At 36.2% G+C, this 16160-nt stretch carries 16 protein-coding genes; 9 read left to right on the forward strand and 7 right to left on the reverse strand.

Annotation, left to right across the window (positions count from 1 at the left end; all coding sequences use genetic code 11):
• Positions 1-132 precede the first annotated feature (132 nt).
• The 5 genes from IC610_RS03700 to IC610_RS03720 all read left to right on the forward strand — a co-directional run bounded on the left by IC610_RS03700 (position 133) and on the right by IC610_RS03720 (position 6286).
• Entirely contained in the window at positions 133-3021 is a 2889-nt protein-coding gene (locus IC610_RS03700; protein ID WP_191735295.1) for an AsmA-like C-terminal region-containing protein, read from the forward strand.
• Between the two features lie 94 nt (positions 3022-3115).
• Entirely contained in the window at positions 3116-4279 is a 1164-nt protein-coding gene (locus IC610_RS03705; protein ID WP_191735296.1) for a MalY/PatB family protein, read from the forward strand.
• A gap of 63 nt (positions 4280-4342) precedes the next feature.
• Positions 4343-4540, forward strand: a complete 198-nt coding sequence (locus IC610_RS03710) for a hypothetical protein (protein WP_128414284.1) — start codon at positions 4343-4345, stop codon at positions 4538-4540.
• A gap of 119 nt (positions 4541-4659) precedes the next feature.
• Positions 4660-5721, forward strand: a complete 1062-nt coding sequence (locus IC610_RS03715; protein WP_191735297.1) for an aldose epimerase family protein — start codon at positions 4660-4662, stop codon at positions 5719-5721.
• Between the two features lie 307 nt (positions 5722-6028).
• On the forward strand, positions 6029-6286 hold the full coding sequence (locus tag IC610_RS03720; protein ID WP_056079766.1) for a PH domain-containing protein: 258 nt from the start codon (positions 6029-6031) through the stop codon (positions 6284-6286).
• A gap of 50 nt (positions 6287-6336) precedes the next feature.
• Here IC610_RS03720 and IC610_RS03725 read toward each other — a convergent pair whose 3' ends face one another.
• From IC610_RS03725 to IC610_RS03745, 5 genes are all read right to left on the reverse strand, one after another.
• On the reverse strand, positions 6337-7734 hold the full coding sequence (locus IC610_RS03725; protein WP_191735298.1) for a M28 family peptidase: 1398 nt from the start codon (positions 7732-7734) through the stop codon (positions 6337-6339).
• Positions 7735-7787: 53 nt separating this feature from the next.
• Positions 7788-9032, reverse strand: coding sequence for a DUF1015 domain-containing protein (locus IC610_RS03730; RefSeq protein WP_056079772.1), 1245 nt, complete (start codon positions 9030-9032; stop codon positions 7788-7790).
• Positions 9033-9038: 6 nt separating this feature from the next.
• The gene (locus tag IC610_RS03735) at positions 9039-9998 is read right to left on the reverse strand and encodes a D-2-hydroxyacid dehydrogenase (protein ID WP_191735299.1); all 960 of its coding nucleotides are present in this window, start codon (positions 9996-9998) and stop codon (positions 9039-9041) included.
• Between the two features lie 108 nt (positions 9999-10106).
• Positions 10107-11171, reverse strand: coding sequence for a 3-phosphoserine/phosphohydroxythreonine transaminase (gene serC, locus IC610_RS03740; RefSeq protein ID WP_191735300.1), 1065 nt, complete (start codon positions 11169-11171; stop codon positions 10107-10109).
• A gap of 115 nt (positions 11172-11286) precedes the next feature.
• Complete coding sequence (locus IC610_RS03745; RefSeq protein WP_056079778.1) at positions 11287-11637, reverse strand: 4Fe-4S dicluster domain-containing protein; 351 nt, start codon at positions 11635-11637, stop codon at positions 11287-11289.
• Positions 11638-11695: 58 nt separating this feature from the next.
• On the opposite strand from IC610_RS03745, the gene IC610_RS03750 reads away from it, so the two are divergent.
• The 3 genes from IC610_RS03750 to IC610_RS03760 are packed head-to-tail and all read left to right on the forward strand — an operon-like array spanning position 11696 to position 13929.
• Positions 11696-12730, forward strand: coding sequence for an acyl-CoA reductase (locus tag IC610_RS03750; protein ID WP_191735301.1), 1035 nt, complete (start codon positions 11696-11698; stop codon positions 12728-12730).
• A gap of 37 nt (positions 12731-12767) precedes the next feature.
• The gene (locus IC610_RS03755) at positions 12768-13217 is read left to right on the forward strand and encodes a peptidylprolyl isomerase (protein WP_191735302.1); all 450 of its coding nucleotides are present in this window, start codon (positions 12768-12770) and stop codon (positions 13215-13217) included.
• Positions 13218-13242: 25 nt separating this feature from the next.
• On the forward strand, positions 13243-13929 hold the full coding sequence (locus IC610_RS03760; RefSeq protein WP_056079786.1) for a Bax inhibitor-1/YccA family protein: 687 nt from the start codon (positions 13243-13245) through the stop codon (positions 13927-13929).
• Between the two features lie 87 nt (positions 13930-14016).
• Here the strand turns inward: IC610_RS03760 and IC610_RS03765 are convergent, their stop codons facing one another.
• Positions 14017-14355, reverse strand: coding sequence for a hypothetical protein (locus tag IC610_RS03765; protein WP_191735303.1), 339 nt, complete (start codon positions 14353-14355; stop codon positions 14017-14019).
• Between the two features lie 12 nt (positions 14356-14367).
• Positions 14368-15231 carry a GLPGLI family protein gene (locus IC610_RS03770; protein ID WP_056079792.1) on the reverse strand — a complete coding sequence of 288 codons (864 nt, stop codon included), beginning with the start codon at positions 15229-15231 and terminating at the stop codon, positions 14368-14370.
• A 209-nt stretch (positions 15232-15440) separates the two neighbouring features.
• Here IC610_RS03770 and IC610_RS03775 point away from each other — a divergent pair, with 209 nt between their 5' ends.
• Entirely contained in the window at positions 15441-16133 is a 693-nt protein-coding gene (locus tag IC610_RS03775; RefSeq protein WP_191735304.1) for a DsbA family oxidoreductase, read from the forward strand.
• The last annotated feature ends 27 nt before the right edge of the window (positions 16134-16160 follow it).

A 16160-nucleotide genomic window follows, 5' to 3' on the forward strand; every position in this document is an offset into this window, starting at 1 on the left:
TAGTTTGGTGTGATAATAACTGAACATAAACTAAATCGATAGGTACAGATTTTGTTAAACACACCCTAAATGATGATTTTTTCTGGTTTTTATTACTAAAATCCTCTGAATCATTACACCAAATCTTCCATTATGAAAAAACTGAAAACAATAATCCTAAAAATATTTAAATGGACCGGAATTGCTATCGTTACGATACTTTTCTTAATGTTTATCATACCCATATTATTTCCGGGAACCATTTCGCAGCAGGTAAAATTATTTGCCAACAAGCATTTAGCAGGTGAGTTGGATTATAAGAAAACACATCTTACTTTCTTCAGACATTTCCCTTCACTGACTGTTTCAGTGGATGAATTTCTTTTGAAAGGATCAAAACCCTTTGCGAAAGACACATTACTTGCAGCAAAAGAAGTTGCGGTGGGAATCAATCTTAAGAATCTTATTTTCGACGGTGAAGTTAAAATTGACGAAATCTACGTTACAGATGCTGTTGCCAATGTTTTCGTGAATACAAAAGGGGAGGCGAACTATAATGTTTATGTTTCCAAACCTTCCGACAAGCCAAAAGATACAGCAAAAGGAGGTGCTTCAATAAAACTGGATTTAATAAGGCTGAAAAACTGGAATATCAAATATCATGATCTTTCTGCCAGAGTTTTGGTCGATGCAAAAGGCCTGAACTACACAGGAAAAGGAGGCTTGAGCGAAGATGTTTTTGACCTTCAGACCGACCTCGATATCGATAAACTTGATTTCAGCTTAGACCGTATTTATTATGCAAAACAGAAAACCTTACATGCAGATCTTATCACCAGAATCAATACCAATGCATTAACTTTCGTTCTAAGGAAAAACGAATTGAGACTCAACGAACTTCCATTAAAATTTACAGGATATCTCAGTATTCTGAAAGACGGATATGATTTAGACATTAAAGCTGCATCAGAAAAAACGACAATTCGGGATATGATCTCAGTTCTGCCACCGCAGTATCTGGAATGGGCAAAAGACACGAAAATTCAGGGGAACAGTGATCTGTTTTTCAGTTTAAAAGGAAAATTCAGTGAAGCAAAAAATTTAAAACCCGACCTTAAAGCAAGACTTTTGGTAAAAGAAGGATTTGTTTCGAATGCGCAAGCTCCCGTTCCGATGAATAATTTAAACATGGATTTAAATGTAGCACTTCCTGCCTTAAATACCGATGAACTCACGATTGACCTTAAAAATCTGAGTTTCGATCTTGGTAAAAGCAACAGTTTCAGAGCAGTTGTAAAAACTAAAGGACTGGATGAAATCTTAGTTGATGCCAAAATAAAAGGCGCGGTCAATCTTCAGACTCTGGATGATGCATTGGGTCTCAATGAAATTGATATGAAAGGCTTTATTGACACCGATATTCAGTCCAACGGAATTTTTAATTTAGATAAAAAACTTTTTCCAAAAACAAAAGGATATTTCAATCTGAAAAATGGCTGGCTGAAAACATCTTACTATCCTAATGCAATTCAAAATATCAATATCCTTGCGAATGTGAGCAATACAGACGGCACATTTAAAAGTTTAGGTGTTAAACTCGATCCTTTTAAATTTGATTTTGAAGGAAACCCTGTATTCATCAATGCTGATCTGCAGAATTTTGAAGATCTTCTATATAAAGTACGTGCAAAGGGAACATTGAATGTAGGAAGAATCTACAAAGTTTTTGCTAAAAAAGGTTTCGATGTTTCAGGTTTAATTATGGCAAATTTATCTCTGAACGGCCGACAAAGCTATGCAACAACAGGTCAGTACAGCAAACTGGATAACAGAGGAACTCTGATTCTAAAAAATATCAAAGCAACAACAGAAACGCTTCCTAAGTCATTCTTTATCAGAGAAGGGAATTTTGAGTTTGAAAATGAAAAAATGTGGTTCAGGAAGTTTTTTGCCAATTATGGAAAGTCTGATTTTGCTCTGAACGGACATCTCATCAATACCATCAATTATTTTATTGAAAGGAAAGGGACTCTTCACGGGAAGTTTAATTTAAATTCAAAATACATTCTCGTGGATGAATTTATGGCTTTAAAAAGTGGTGACAATTCTAAAAAATCGATAGATGTAGAATATGCCAAAGTGGAAAATCCCAGTAGCAGCGGGGTAGTGGTCATCCCAAAAAATCTGGACGTTTCTCTCGGTGTGAATGCGCGGAAAGTTGAATTTCAGGGTTTAGGCTTAAATAATGTGAAGGGAACTGCGTCGGTAAATTCGGGTCAGGTTTATTTAAAAAACACAACCTTTGATATTATCGGAAGCCGGATGGGTATTGATGCGAGGTATCAGGACGAATCACCGCTGACGGCTAATTATGATGTAGCTGTGAAAGTTCAGGATTTCAATGTTCAGAGAGCTTACAAAGAAATCGACATGATTCGGGAGGTTGCAACTTCTGCAAAAGACGTGAAAGGAATCGTATCAATTGATTATAAATTAAAAGGTGATTTTGATAAAAATATGAACCCAATCTATCCGTCGCTTGAAGGCGGTGGTGTGATTAATCTTCGGGATGTGGAGGTAAAAAATCTGAAAATGCTTTCAGCAGTAGGAAGCGGTATAGGTTCCAAAGGTTTCAATGATCCGGATATGAAAGGTGTAGACATTGAAACTCACATTAAAAACAATCTGATTCACGTAGATAAATTTACTTTTAAAGTTTCGGTGCTAAGGCCTTCTGTGAGTGGAACAACAAGTTTTAACGGGCTTCTTGATCTGTTAGTCAGAATCGGATTGCCACCAGGCGGATGGATAGGCTTGCCAGTCGTGGTAACCGGAACGCATGAAAAACCAAAAATCAAATTTCTAAGCAAAAACGGACAGGGAATCACAGAAGCACTTTACAACAAAAAGATAAATAAAGTAATCAGGCAGGAGCAAAGAGCAGCAAAGAAAACCCGCAGACAGCAGCGTTTAGATAAGAAAGCTCAGGAGAATAAGGCCAAATCTGCAGAAAAACAGATCGACAAAAATCTGAAAAAATAGAATATAACTTTAAACATAATTTTAAAAAATCATCAAAGCTTTTATTGATAAGAGTTTTGATGTTTTTTTTATCTTTAAACTTAAATCAAACTAAATGAAATATAATTTTGATGAAATTATCGAAAGAAGAAAGACCAACTCTGTAAAATGGGACTTTTTTGCTGACGATATTCTGCCGATGTGGGTCGCTGACATGGATTTTAAAATCGCACCGGAAATACAGAAAGTCATTACTGATAAGGCCATTTCAGGAATGATGGGCTACCAGTTTCTTTCAGAAGAATTTAAGATAAGCACCATCAGTTGGTTGCAGAAACATCATGACTTTACGGTTTCTGCAGATCAAATTCTTCCGGTTCCGGGAATGTTGCTGGGAATTTCTGCAATCATCAGAACGTTTTTGGGGATGGATGAAAAAATAATTCTTCAGCCACCGGTATACGATCATTTTTTTGAAACTGTGAAAAACAGCGGTGCTGAAACGGTTTACAATGATTTAATTTATCAGAATAACTCCTATTCAATGGATTTTGACGATTTGGAACTGACAACATCTGATCCATTAACGAGATTTTTACTGTTCTGTAATCCACACAATCCTGTCGGAAAAGTATGGACAGAAGACGATCTCCGGAAAATCGCTGAAATCTGTTCACGAAATAATGTGATTGTAATCTCGGACGAAATCCATTCTGATTTGGTTTTCGAAGATTTAAAACATATTCCGTTTGCGAAAATAGCTGCGGATTACGACCTCATTTCTTTTACATTGGGTTCGCCATGCAAAACGTTCAATCTTTCAGGTCTATCGGCGGCATACATCATTTCTGATCAGAAAGACCATTTGGAAGAAGTCCGGAAAACCCTTCAGCAGCAGGAAACAGAATGGATCAACCCTTTTTCTGCAGTGGCTTTCACCGCAGCATACCAACACGGTGAAAGCTGGATGCATAACGTTAAAAAATATATTTCAGACAATTACCATTTCGCAAAAACGTACATCGGTGAGAAAATTCCTCAGATAAAACCCATGCAAACTGAAGCAACCTATCTGATGTGGCTTGACTGTAAGAATTTAAATCTAAAGTCAGAAATTCTGGAAGAAAAACTAATCAGCGAAGCTAAACTTAAACTCAATGCAGGAAACAGATACGGTTCCGCAGGCGAAGGTTTTATGCGGATGAATATTGCCTGTCCGAGAGAAATTCTAACGGAAGGACTGCACAGACTGGAAAATTTCGTGAATTCTTACAACTAATCACAATTTATTCCTATTTGGCATTTTGATTGATTAAAAGTAAATACATCAAAATGAATCAATATGAAAAATTCATCAAAAATCTATTCAGTTTTTACACTGGCATTTATGCTGGCAGCGTGCCATCCGCCACCAAGACCACCAAGACCTGAACCGCCACGCAGACCAGAAAGACCAAGACCTCCCCACGGAATGAACCAGCAAAAAGCAACTGAAAAAATTGCATTCTCAGAAAAAATTAAGATCTCAAAAGAAATCTGATTACAATAAAGCTCCACAAGGGGCTTTTTTCATTTTCAAAATCTTTGTCTTGCTTTATTGACGGGTTTTACAGAAATTGCATCAACGTTTCAAAATTCTTAACAAACTGTGGCCATCGCATGAATAAAATAATCTCTCAGGAATTCGCCCGTACTTCACAGGGAGAAACTGTACATCAATTTATACTCCGTAATGAAAATGGGATGCAGGTGGAAATCATCAATTTCGGAGCAATCATAACTTCAATTTTCGTTCCTGATAAAGATGGAAACTTTGAAGATGTGGTTTTAGGTTTTAAAAATCCTGAAGATTATTTCAATTCTAATCAATATACCTACGGAGCTGTTGTAGGAAGGTATGCAAACCGAATTTCGAATGCCCGTTTTGCTATTGGCAGCAAAGAATATCATGTGACCAAAAACGAGGGGAATAATCATATTCACGGAGGTAAAGAAGGATTTGCCAATAAAATCTGGCGCGCAGAAATTCTGGAGAAACCAGAATGTGATTCTCTGGCTTTGTATTATCATAGCGTGGACGGGGAAGAAGGTTTTCCCGGGAATCTTTCTGTCACAGTAATTTATACATTGAGAGATGATAATGCTCTTGAAATTGAATATTTTGCCGAAGCAGATCAATCTACAGTCATTAATCTGACACAGCATTCCTATTTTAATCTTTCGGGTAAGCATTCTGCAGAAATTACAGATCATGAACTGCAGATTCATGCAGATTATTATCTGCCCATCGATGGAAATTCAATTCCTAGAGGTAAAATCTGTAGTGTGAAAGATACTCCATTTGATTTTAACATAATGAAAGAAATCGGGAGAGATATTAATCATGACCATGAGCAACTAGTTTTTGGAAACGGATACGATCACTGCTGGGTGTTGAAAGAGTCAGAATCGCAAATTGCAGGAAATCTTTACCATCGCAAGTCAGGAAGAAATATGGAAATATTTACCACTGAGCCGGGAATTCAGTTGTATACAGGAAATTTTCTTGACGGAAAATATGAAAGCAAAACAGGTGGATGTAACACTTTCCGAACTGGACTCTGCCTTGAAACTCAACATTTTCCCGACTCACCAAATCAGGATCACTTTCCTTCAACAATTTTAAATGCCGGTGAACTTTACAAAAGCAAAACTATTTTTCGGTTTTCTGCAAGATCATAACACATCAACTGTTACTTTTAGTTACTATAATATTTTTAAGTAGAAATTTTGATTGATAATAAAATTTGCTATTATTTTTAATTAATTATTTAAAATTTACACATTTAATCATTATATATTGAATTTGATAATTGAGAAAATGTGGAAATGATTAAATTATTTCGTTAATAAATCTCATTTTGACAATTATTTTACATAAAAATACAAATAACATCAGTTTATATGAAATCATATAAAATTATTAACTAAAGATTTTTTTTCTTGCTTATTGCAAAATTTTTATTAATTTTGGTCAAAAAATACAAAGATGAAAAAAATCCAGTTCTTATCAGAGACAGGTGATCTTTTGGGCGACATTGCCATAAACGGAATCACAATTTCAGAAATCCAAACTTTTTTAGAATCCATTGACAACGAGAGTTTTGAATATTTCTCACTTTATTACGACGAGGAGAGCAAAATCCTGTGCATCGAAGAGGAGAGAGGCGTAATTTTTCCTCAATACGGTCACTTTATCAGCAAGATTTCAGACAGTAAATACAGACATTGCTTCGATTTTGTATAAATACAGGCTATAAAAAATAAAAAACGGTACCAAAAAGTACCGTTTTTCTTTTACCAGTTTTTGTCAATCATAAAAACCATCTGACTCATGACGATGGCTCCCAGAAGGAGTTCGCGCCTGTTGACCTTATCAAAAGTATCTTCGGTTGAGTGATGATAATCAAAATATCTTTGGGTATCAACCACCATCTCAGCAAGGGGAATATCTATTTTTTTCAACGGCAAAACATCCTGAATAGCTTCAGTCTGATCAAAATCATAGACGCCATACGGTAGGAAATAATTTTTCCATTCAAAAATAAGTCTTCTCCGCTGTGGAGACATGTCTAATCTGAAACCTCGCGGTGAATATCCACCGGAGTCTGAACCCAATGCCAGAATGTGTTTTTCTTCCTTTTTCTTTACGTAAGCAGCATACATATCGCGTCCCTGTCCGCCGTTCTCGCTGTTTGCGAACAGAACAACACGGATAGTGTGATTATTTTCCAGACCTAAAGATTTGAATGCACGCAAAACCTCGATGCACTGCACTACGCCGGCGCCGTCATCATGTGCACCTTCAGCAAAATCCCACGAATCCAGCTGAGCGCCCAGTAAAATTATTTTTCCGTCTTTTTTTCCGGGAATTTCTGCAATGATATTTTGGTTGACTGTTTCTCCTTTCGACTGTGCAGACATGTTCAGTTTTGCCTTTACATTTTGTTTAGACAAAAGGTTCTGAAGCTCATCTGCAGATTTTGCTCCGATGGTTACTGCCGGAATTCTTGCTTTATCGTCAGGTTCGTAAACAATCATTTTTGCATGTGGAACATCGTCGTTGGCTGTGGTTAAAGATCTGATGATTAAACCTTTTGCCCCTTTCTGACCAATAACTGAAGCAGCAAGAAGCTTATTTTTTGCGGCATTCAGATAGGCATCAACTGTACTTACATATGTCTGATCCATCGGATGATTAACAAAAATGATTTTATCTTTTACATCAGCAGAGGTAAGTTTGTTTAAATCTTTTACGTCATTAATCATCATCAGGTCCGCTATCAGATCTTTCCCACCTGTACCTTCAGAATTTCCGAAAGAGAGCATTCTTATGGATTTCCATTCACCATTTGATGTTTTGATTTGTAGAGATTCCCGGCCACGAATCCATACCGGAACTTTTACATCCTGCCGCCATACTTTTTCTGCGCCTGCTTCTTTCAGATTTTTTTCTGCCCAATCGGCTGCTTTGCTGTAGCCGGCAGTTCCGCTGAATCGGACACCAACACCTTTGGTCAATTCTCCCAAATTGTTGTAGGCAGCGCCATTGATCATAATTTCATCTGATATTTTTTTAAATTCAGAATGATAATTGAACTTTTCAGCTGCCGGTTTTGGCTTCTTTACAGGTTTTTTCTGTGAAAATAAAAATCCACTCAGAAAGAGTGGAAGTATAATGAGAATTTTTTTCATTTTAAACTGCCCGAATCATTTCAGAGCATAAATTTAATTAAAAAATAAAATAATTACTGCTTCATGTCATACATTAACAGTGCAGTAACTAATTTTGGCTCAATAAAAGTACATTTTGGAGGCATTCTCAGTTTTAAATCGGAAATTTTAATCATATCATTAAAACTTACAGGAAAAATTCCAAATCCTACTTTGCCTTCACCGTTGTCTACTTTTTCTTTCAAAAGGTTAATTCCTGCCAGATTGGATGAACCTTTTACGTAAGAGATTTTATCTGAACTGTCTGAATCTTCTATATTTAAAATATCATTGATGATGTATTTGTCCAAAAGATGATGATCAAGATTGTCCAAAGACATTTCCTGCGAACGAAGGTCGTGTTTTACGTGAAGAGAATAATATTTCCCGTCAAGATACATTGAAATGTGGAATTTCTGAGAAGGGTAGTAAGGCGTTTCACCTTTTTCGTGAATTAAAAAATATTTATCAAGTTTTTTTAAAAATTCCTCTGTTGACAAGCCATTGAGATCAGTTACAATACGGTTGTAATCATGAATTTTGATAGATTGGTTTGAAACAATAAAGCTGTAAACAAAATTATAAGCTTCTGTTCCTGAGTGCCTTTTGTTCTTTTCTTTGAGACGTTGGGCATGTAAAGCCGTTGAACCAATCCTGTGATGTCCGTCGGCGATGTAAAAAGAGTCAATCTGGTCAATCACTTCTTTAAACTGCTGAAGTTTCAGTCTGTTATCAATTTTCCAGATCTTGTGTCGGATTCCGATGGTGTCTACATGATTAAAAATAGGAACATTTTTTTCCTCATGATTCATCAGAAGCTCAATTTTAGGACTCGACTGATAAGTCAGTAAAACCGGTTCGGCCTGCAAATTCACTTTGTCAAGATAATGAGCCAGTTTCTCTTTTTTCTGAGGAATTGTACTTTCGTGTCTCTTGATTTTTCCGTTCCAGAAATCTTCTATGCTGGCAAGACCCATCAATCCTCTGTACACTTGTTTGTTAGGATAAATCTGCTCATAAAGATAAAAAGCAGAGCTGTCCTGCACCAATATATTTTCTTCTAAAAGTTCTTCAAAAGTAGTGCGTATTTTCCTTAAATTCCTGTCTACATCTTTAGATTTGCTCACCACATAAGGCTTGATCATATTAATATATGTATTTTCCTTCTGAGCCTTTTCTGTGATCTGAGCCTGAGTGAAATTATCTAAAGGGTGCGTAGGGAACGTTGCCTCATGATCTTTATGAGGTCTTATTCCGCGGAATGGTCTAAAAACAGGCATATTTTATTATATAGTTTGGTTGATTTTAATGATTTGCTCAGCAAGCTCAATCCCGATTTTTTCCTGTGCATCCATCGTATTTCCGCCTACGTGTGGTGAAAGCGAAAGGTTTGGATTCATCAGAAGAATGAGTTCAGGTTTGGGTTCGTTTTCGAAAACATCAAGAGCTGCACCGGCAACTTTTCCGCTTTCGATATAATCGAGCAAGGCAACTTCATTCAGAACGCCGCCTCTTGCTGTATTTACAATAAACACTCCATCTTTCATTTTTTCAAACTGTGGAGTATCAATAATATATTCTGTGGTTTTTGGTGTGTTGATGCTGATAAAATCTGTTTCCTTCAGAAATTCGTCAGTATCATTGGTGGATGTGATTTCAAAATTTAAACTCTGACCGTCAAAAAAATTAAGTGTCAAAATTTCAGTTCGTGGTTTTCTGGTCAGAACTTTAATTTTCATTCCTAAAGAAATACCGATTTTCACCACTTCCTGTCCGATGCTTCCAAAACCAATCACACCCAAAGTTTTACCGGAAAGCTCAGAAGCTTTATTGAAAGATTTTTTCATGGCATCGAAATGCGTGTCTCCTTCCAAAGGCATCAGACGGTTGGATTCATGAAGAAATCTAGCAAGAGAGAAAAAATGTCCGAAAACCAATTCAGCTACCGATTTTGATGAAGCAGTTGGTGTATTAATTACATAAAGACCCTTTTCAATGGCGTATTCCACATCGATATTATCCATTCCAATACCGCCGCGTCCTACAATTTTCAGAGACGGACATGCGTCAATGAGCTCTTTTCGAACTTTAGTTGCACTTCTTACAAGAAGAACGTTTACACTGTTTTCGTTGATAAAATTAGCAAGGTGATCCTGAGCAACTTTGTGCTCCAAAAACTCGAAGCCCGCATTTTTGAGTGCAGCTTCTCCGCTTTTTGAAATTCCGTCGTTGGCTAAAATTTTCATGCTCATTTTTATTTATTCAATATCAGACATCAGAAAAAGAAAAAATCCCGTTCCAATGTCTGATATTTTACTTTTAATTATATTAAAAATTGGGTCGTCTAATATAAGTTATTTTATTGAATTCATCACATCTACCAAAACCTGCACGCTTTCAATAGGTAAGGCGTTGTAAATACTTGCACGGTATCCCCCTAAACTTCGGTGGCCGTTCAGCCCGCTGATGCCGGCAGATTTCCATGCTGCGTCAAATTCTTCCTTCTTAGAATCATCAATTAATTTAAATGAAACATTCATCAAAGAACGGTCTTCATCGCGGCAGTAGGTTTCAAATAAAGGATGATTATCAATGGTATCGTATAAAAGTTTTGCTTTGGCAATATTTCTTTCCTCAGCAGCTGCGATTCCTCCATTGTTTTCTAAATGCTGCAAAGTGAGCAACGTAGCATAAACTGGGAAAACCGGTGGCGTGTTGTACATCGATTCCTTTGAAATATGCTGAGAATAATCCAAAATTGAGAACATATTTTCTCTTCCTGTTTTTCCTAAAATTTCTTTTTTAATGACCACGAGAGTAACTCCCGCTGGACCCATATTTTTCTGAGCTCCGGCGTAAATTAAGTCAAACTTAGAAAAATCCAACTGTCTTGAAAAAATATCTGAACTCATATCACAAACCATCAGAGTATCCACTTCAGGAAACTCTTTGATCTGTGTTCCGTAAATTGTATTGTTTGATGTACAGTGAAAATAATCGTATTCTGAACCTACTTTATAATCTTTCGGAATATAAGAGTAGTTGTCTTCTTTTGAAGAACCTACAACATCAACGTCACCTACTTTTTTAGCTTCCTTGATTGCTCCGGCAGCCCAAACTCCTGTATCAAGATATGCTGCTTTACCGCCAACTTTCAGAATATTGTAAGGCACCATCGCAAACTGTAAACTTGCTCCGCCACCCAGATAAAGTACTTCATAATCATCACCAAGATTCATTAATCTCTTAACAATTGCACGTGCTTCGTCCATTACAGCTACAAAATCTTTACTTCTGTGAGAAATCTCAAGAAGAGAAAGACCGATTCCGTTAAAATCCAGGATTGCTTCTGCTGATTTCTGAAAGACTTCCTGAGGTAAGATACAAGGTCCTGCGCTGAAGTTGTGCTTTTTGCCCATAATTTCAAATTGTTTTTTGCAGTTTTCTACGCTGCGGTTTATTTATTAGAGTTTATTAATTTTAAAAGTTTAAAGATAAAAAAAAACCGCCTCATTTCAATTGAGACGGCGTATTTTATTCACCATGAAGGAATGCTTTTTTCTCAAGCAGTGCTTCTTCGGTTTCTACATGATCTTCATCCGGTACGCAACAGTCTACAGGACAAACGGCTGCACACTGTGGCTCTTCGTGGAAGCCTTTACATTCAGTACATTTATCTGTTACAATAAAATATACGTCATCACTTACAGGTTCCTGAGGTGAATCTGCATCGATTGTAAGACCCGAAGGCATGGTTACTTTTCCGCTGAGTTCGGTGCCTTCAGAAGCTTTCCAGTCTACGGCTCCTTCATATATTGCATTGTTGGGACATTCCGGTTCGCAGGCTCCGCAATTAATGCATTCATCAGTTATTTTAATAGCCATCGCTAATTTTTTTTAAATTTGCACAAAATTACAAAATATTCCCAAACTGAAGCGAATTATGAATGTTGAGCAGAGAGTTTTAGAACTTGTCCAGTTAAGTGACTGGATAAACACATATTTATCAAAAGATTCTGGTAAATTTAATGAAAATGATGCAGAATTCGAACAAATACTTCGGAAATCTGAAATTGAAAATCCGTGGTTTACGCAGGAAAATCAAAAATTAGCTTTGGAACAGTGGGTTTCTGTTTTAAATCAGTCCGAAATCGAGCAGTGGCTCAGTAAATATCCCGAAAATAAAATTCAGAAAAGGGTAGGACTTATTCTAGCTGGAAATATTCCGTTGGTGGGTTTTCACGATGTAATTTCTGTAATTTTAAGCAATCATATTCCAGTCATTAAATTATCATCAAAAGACAAATCAATGCTTCCTTTTTTGCTTAAAAAATGGAAAGAGATTTCCAACGGCAGTCTTCAGTATGAAACTGTGGAAAGACTGGAAGATTTTGATGCAGTAATTGCCACAGGAAGCAACAATACAGCGCGATATCTGGAGTATTATTTTAAAGATCACCATTCGATAATCCGCAGAAACCGAACTTCTGTAGGAGTCATTTCAGGAAATGAAACTGCTGAGGAGCTCAGGCTTTTGGCGAGTGATATTTTTCAGTATTTTGGTTTGGGATGCAGAAATGTGACCCGACTTTTTATTCCCAAAGATTTTGTAATCGACAGAGTTTTTGAAAGTTTTATTGATTTTAAAGAAATCATCAATCATAATAAATACGCTAATAATTACGATTACAACAGAGCTGTTTACCTTTTGAATCAGGATAAATTCTGGGATAATAATTTTGTGATGCTGAAGGAGGATGAGAAATTATTCAGTCCGCTTTCTGTGATTCATTTCAGCAGATATGAAAATATTGATGAAGTGAAAAGTTTTATCGCTGAAAACGAAGAAAACATTCAGTGCGTGGTTACTAAAGATAAAAATATTGAAAATGCTGTTGCGTTTGGGGAGGCTCAGAACCCATCATTAGATACCTACGCAGATAATGTGGATACAATGGAATTTCTGTCTGTAATCTGATAATTTTTTGTATCTTCATGCTGTCAAAATCCAAAATATGAAAAAGCTGATTCTTTTTTCGGCATTAATTTTATCACAACTTTATTTCTCGCAGACGTCTGGAGGAATCAGGATCGTTGAAAGTAAAAAAACAGATTTGAAATCTGAACTTCCAAAGGATAAAATTAAAATGTATGATTCTAATTTTCAAAGCTTTGTATCAGCGATGAAAAATTCAGATAAAACAAAAATTTCGTCTCTACTTTCCGAAAAAGTGAAGGAGATAGTTACTGACGAGCATATTAAAAAACTGTCTGGAGGCATTAGTTTCGACAGAAAAATGGAGGTGTACAAAAGCGGTTATCAGACGATTATCAACAATGAAACTTACCCTGCTATTCAGTATAAATTTGCAGATGACAAATCTGTACCACCCGCTGATCTGGTAACAGCAATCTTCGAAGAAAACGGGAAAATTTTAGGTATAAAACCTGAATTCAGACAATAAAAATTTAAACAGATATTATATAATTATGAACACGAATGTTTTAGTTTCGCAATCTACCGATCTGGAGCGAGGCGATTTCTACAGAAAAACTTACACGCACGTTGCTTTGGCAATTTTGGCATTTATCGGTGTGGAAACGGTATTGCTCAAGATTGTTCCTGAACAGATGATTTTGGCGATGTTCGCCCAGCGTTATCTGTGGCTTCTGATCATCGGAGTGTTTTGGCTGGCTTCATTTTTAGCTACCAAATGGTCGCTTTCACTCAACAAATCGACGCAGTATTTTGGTTTGGCTTTTTACGTTATCCTTGAAGCTGCGATTTTCTTACCAATGATTTACCTTGCAATGTTGTACTCAGGAGGCGAGGTGATTTTCCAGGCGGCAACACTAACAGTTGCGATGTTTGCAGGAATTTCTGCAATTGCTTTTACTTCCAAAAGAGATTTTTCATTCCTCAGAAATATTATTACAATAGGCGGATTCATTGCAATTGGACTGATTGTGGGTGGAATGCTTTTCGGGTTTAATCTTGGTCTTTGGTTCTCTGTAGGCATGGTTATTTTGGCATCAGCAACGATTCTTTACCAAACCAGCAAACTGAAAGATGCTTACGCTACAGATCAGTATGTGGGCGCGGCTTTGCAGCTTTTTGCTTCAATTATGCTTTTGTTCTGGTATATTTTAAGTATTTTGATGAGCAGAAGAGATTAATTTTAAAAACATTTACATACAATAAAACAGCCGCTGATTTTCAGTGGCTGTTTCTTTTTGAATAGGTATTTATAAGGAGAAATTCTTTTATAAAGTGAGTTTCTTTGTTTTGGTATTAAAGACGATAAAGTCTCTTTCTCCGGGTAGTTTTTCAAGTTCATCAACATTTATTAACTTCAGATTTTTAGGTTTGTAAATGGTAATTTCATTCTTATCATTGTCACAAACTGCTCTTTCAGCATATTCACAAGTGAAATATTCAGATGTGATAGAGACATTTCCTGTGTAAGTTATAATATTCTTTTCTTTATTGACATGCCCGGAATCTCCTTTAAATTGAAAGTTGTTTTCCTGTTTTTCCTGCGCAAAGATTAAAGTTGAAACAGTAATCATCACACCTCCCAAAAGTAATTTTACATTCATCATAATTAAATATTTTTAAGGTCTGTATAGTTCAAGGTTTAAAAAATTGTTGGTTTTTTTGAGGCTCTCTTTTCTGTTTTTTTCAGATTCTCTCATCATTTCTTCCTGCGAGTAGCTTTTGCCGTTAAAAGTCATCGATGTAACTACTCCTCCTGAGACTGATGTAATCTGTTGCCTCATATCTTTCACGGGGTCTTTTTTATAGTCAGCCCAGAATTTTCTGAATTTTTCTTCATCCAAAGCGATTTCTCTATTTGCCATTCTGGATTTTTTTTCAGGCTCTTCAGAAGAAACTTTCCTGGTTGCAATTAAAACAAATGTGTGATCGTTTTTAGAATCTTCAATTTTTACAATCAGACCCGGAAGCCCATAAAACTGATGCGGACCATCTTGGATAGGCAGTTCGGGAGCAAACCAGGCAGTCCATTCTCTACCCGCAAATTTCGTTGTCGCTTTCTGTACCCTGTAACCTAAAACATCAGACTTATCTGTTGAAATTTTCCACTCAGGCTTTTTGGAGATGGAAACTGCCAACGGAGTAGAACCTGGTGTAGTTTTATACACTGTTTCATAGGAAGGATATTTTTTAATGACTTCAGAGCGAACTGTTGGTTGTGGCGTTCCTGTCATATCAATATGGTTTCCTCCGCCTGCCATCATCTTTTTTATATTCGCATTTAAAATAGAATCAGAAGCAATTTTTTTCTGACTTACAAATCTTGAGCCTTCACTTCCTGTTTCCAGAACCATATTTTCAACAGTGACTTTATCTCTGTTGAGCGAATCAATTTTAAACTTATATTCGTAGATAAACTGTGCAGACTGAGCCGATAAAACGCCTGCCATCAAACAAAAAACTGCAGTAGAAATTATTTTCATAAATATTTTTTTAAATCACTTTAACTGGGAATAAAAGTAGAAATTAATCTTTACTAAAATCACATCAGGTTGAAAAAATAACATATTTTAACCTTTAAATTTAAATTTTTGGAAAAACACATTAAAATTTAACAAAAACTACATAAGTCTCTTGTCAAATCTATGAATCCAGCAACATTATTTTTATCTTTACCCTTTAAACTATAAGAATGAAGATTGAAATCTGGTCAGACGTGATGTGTCCGTTTTGTTACATTGGAAAAAAGAATTTTGAAAAAGCTTTGGAAGAATTTTCCTTTAAAGATAAAATTGAAGTTGAATGGAAAAGTTTTCAGCTTGATCCAAGTCTTGAAACTGACGTGACTACTACAACTGCAGAATATTTCAGGGAGAAAAAAGGTTTTCCCGAAGCCCAGGCAAAACAGATGACTGCTCAGGTGACCGAGATGGGAAAATCTGTGGGAATTGATTTTAATTTTGAAAATGCTATTATCACCAATACTTTTCCGGCGCACAAGCTTATTCATTTAGCTAAAAAACATCAGCTGGGTGCTGAGATGGAAGAAGAACTTTTCAAAGCTCACTTTCTTCAAGGGAAAAATATCGGCGATGATAAAACACTGATCAGTTTAGGTGAAAAATTAGGTTTGAAATCTGAAAATATTATTGAAGCACTCTCAAGCAGGGAAATTGATCTTGAAGTGAAACATGAAATTATTGAAGCTTCCCAACTTGGTATTTCCGGAGTTCCATTTTTTGTGATTGATCAGAAATACGGTGTTTCAGGTGCACAACCTGTCGAAACTTTTAGAGAAGCAATTACTCAGGCCTACAATGAAAACACAGTTGCATTGAGCAACAACAATGATGCTTCTTGTGGAGAAGACGGCTGTAATATTTAAAATTTTCTTTTAAAACACATCCTTAAC

Source organism: Chryseobacterium caseinilyticum, from assembly GCF_014837145.1.
GTDB lineage: Bacteria > Bacteroidota > Bacteroidia > Flavobacteriales > Weeksellaceae > Chryseobacterium > Chryseobacterium caseinilyticum.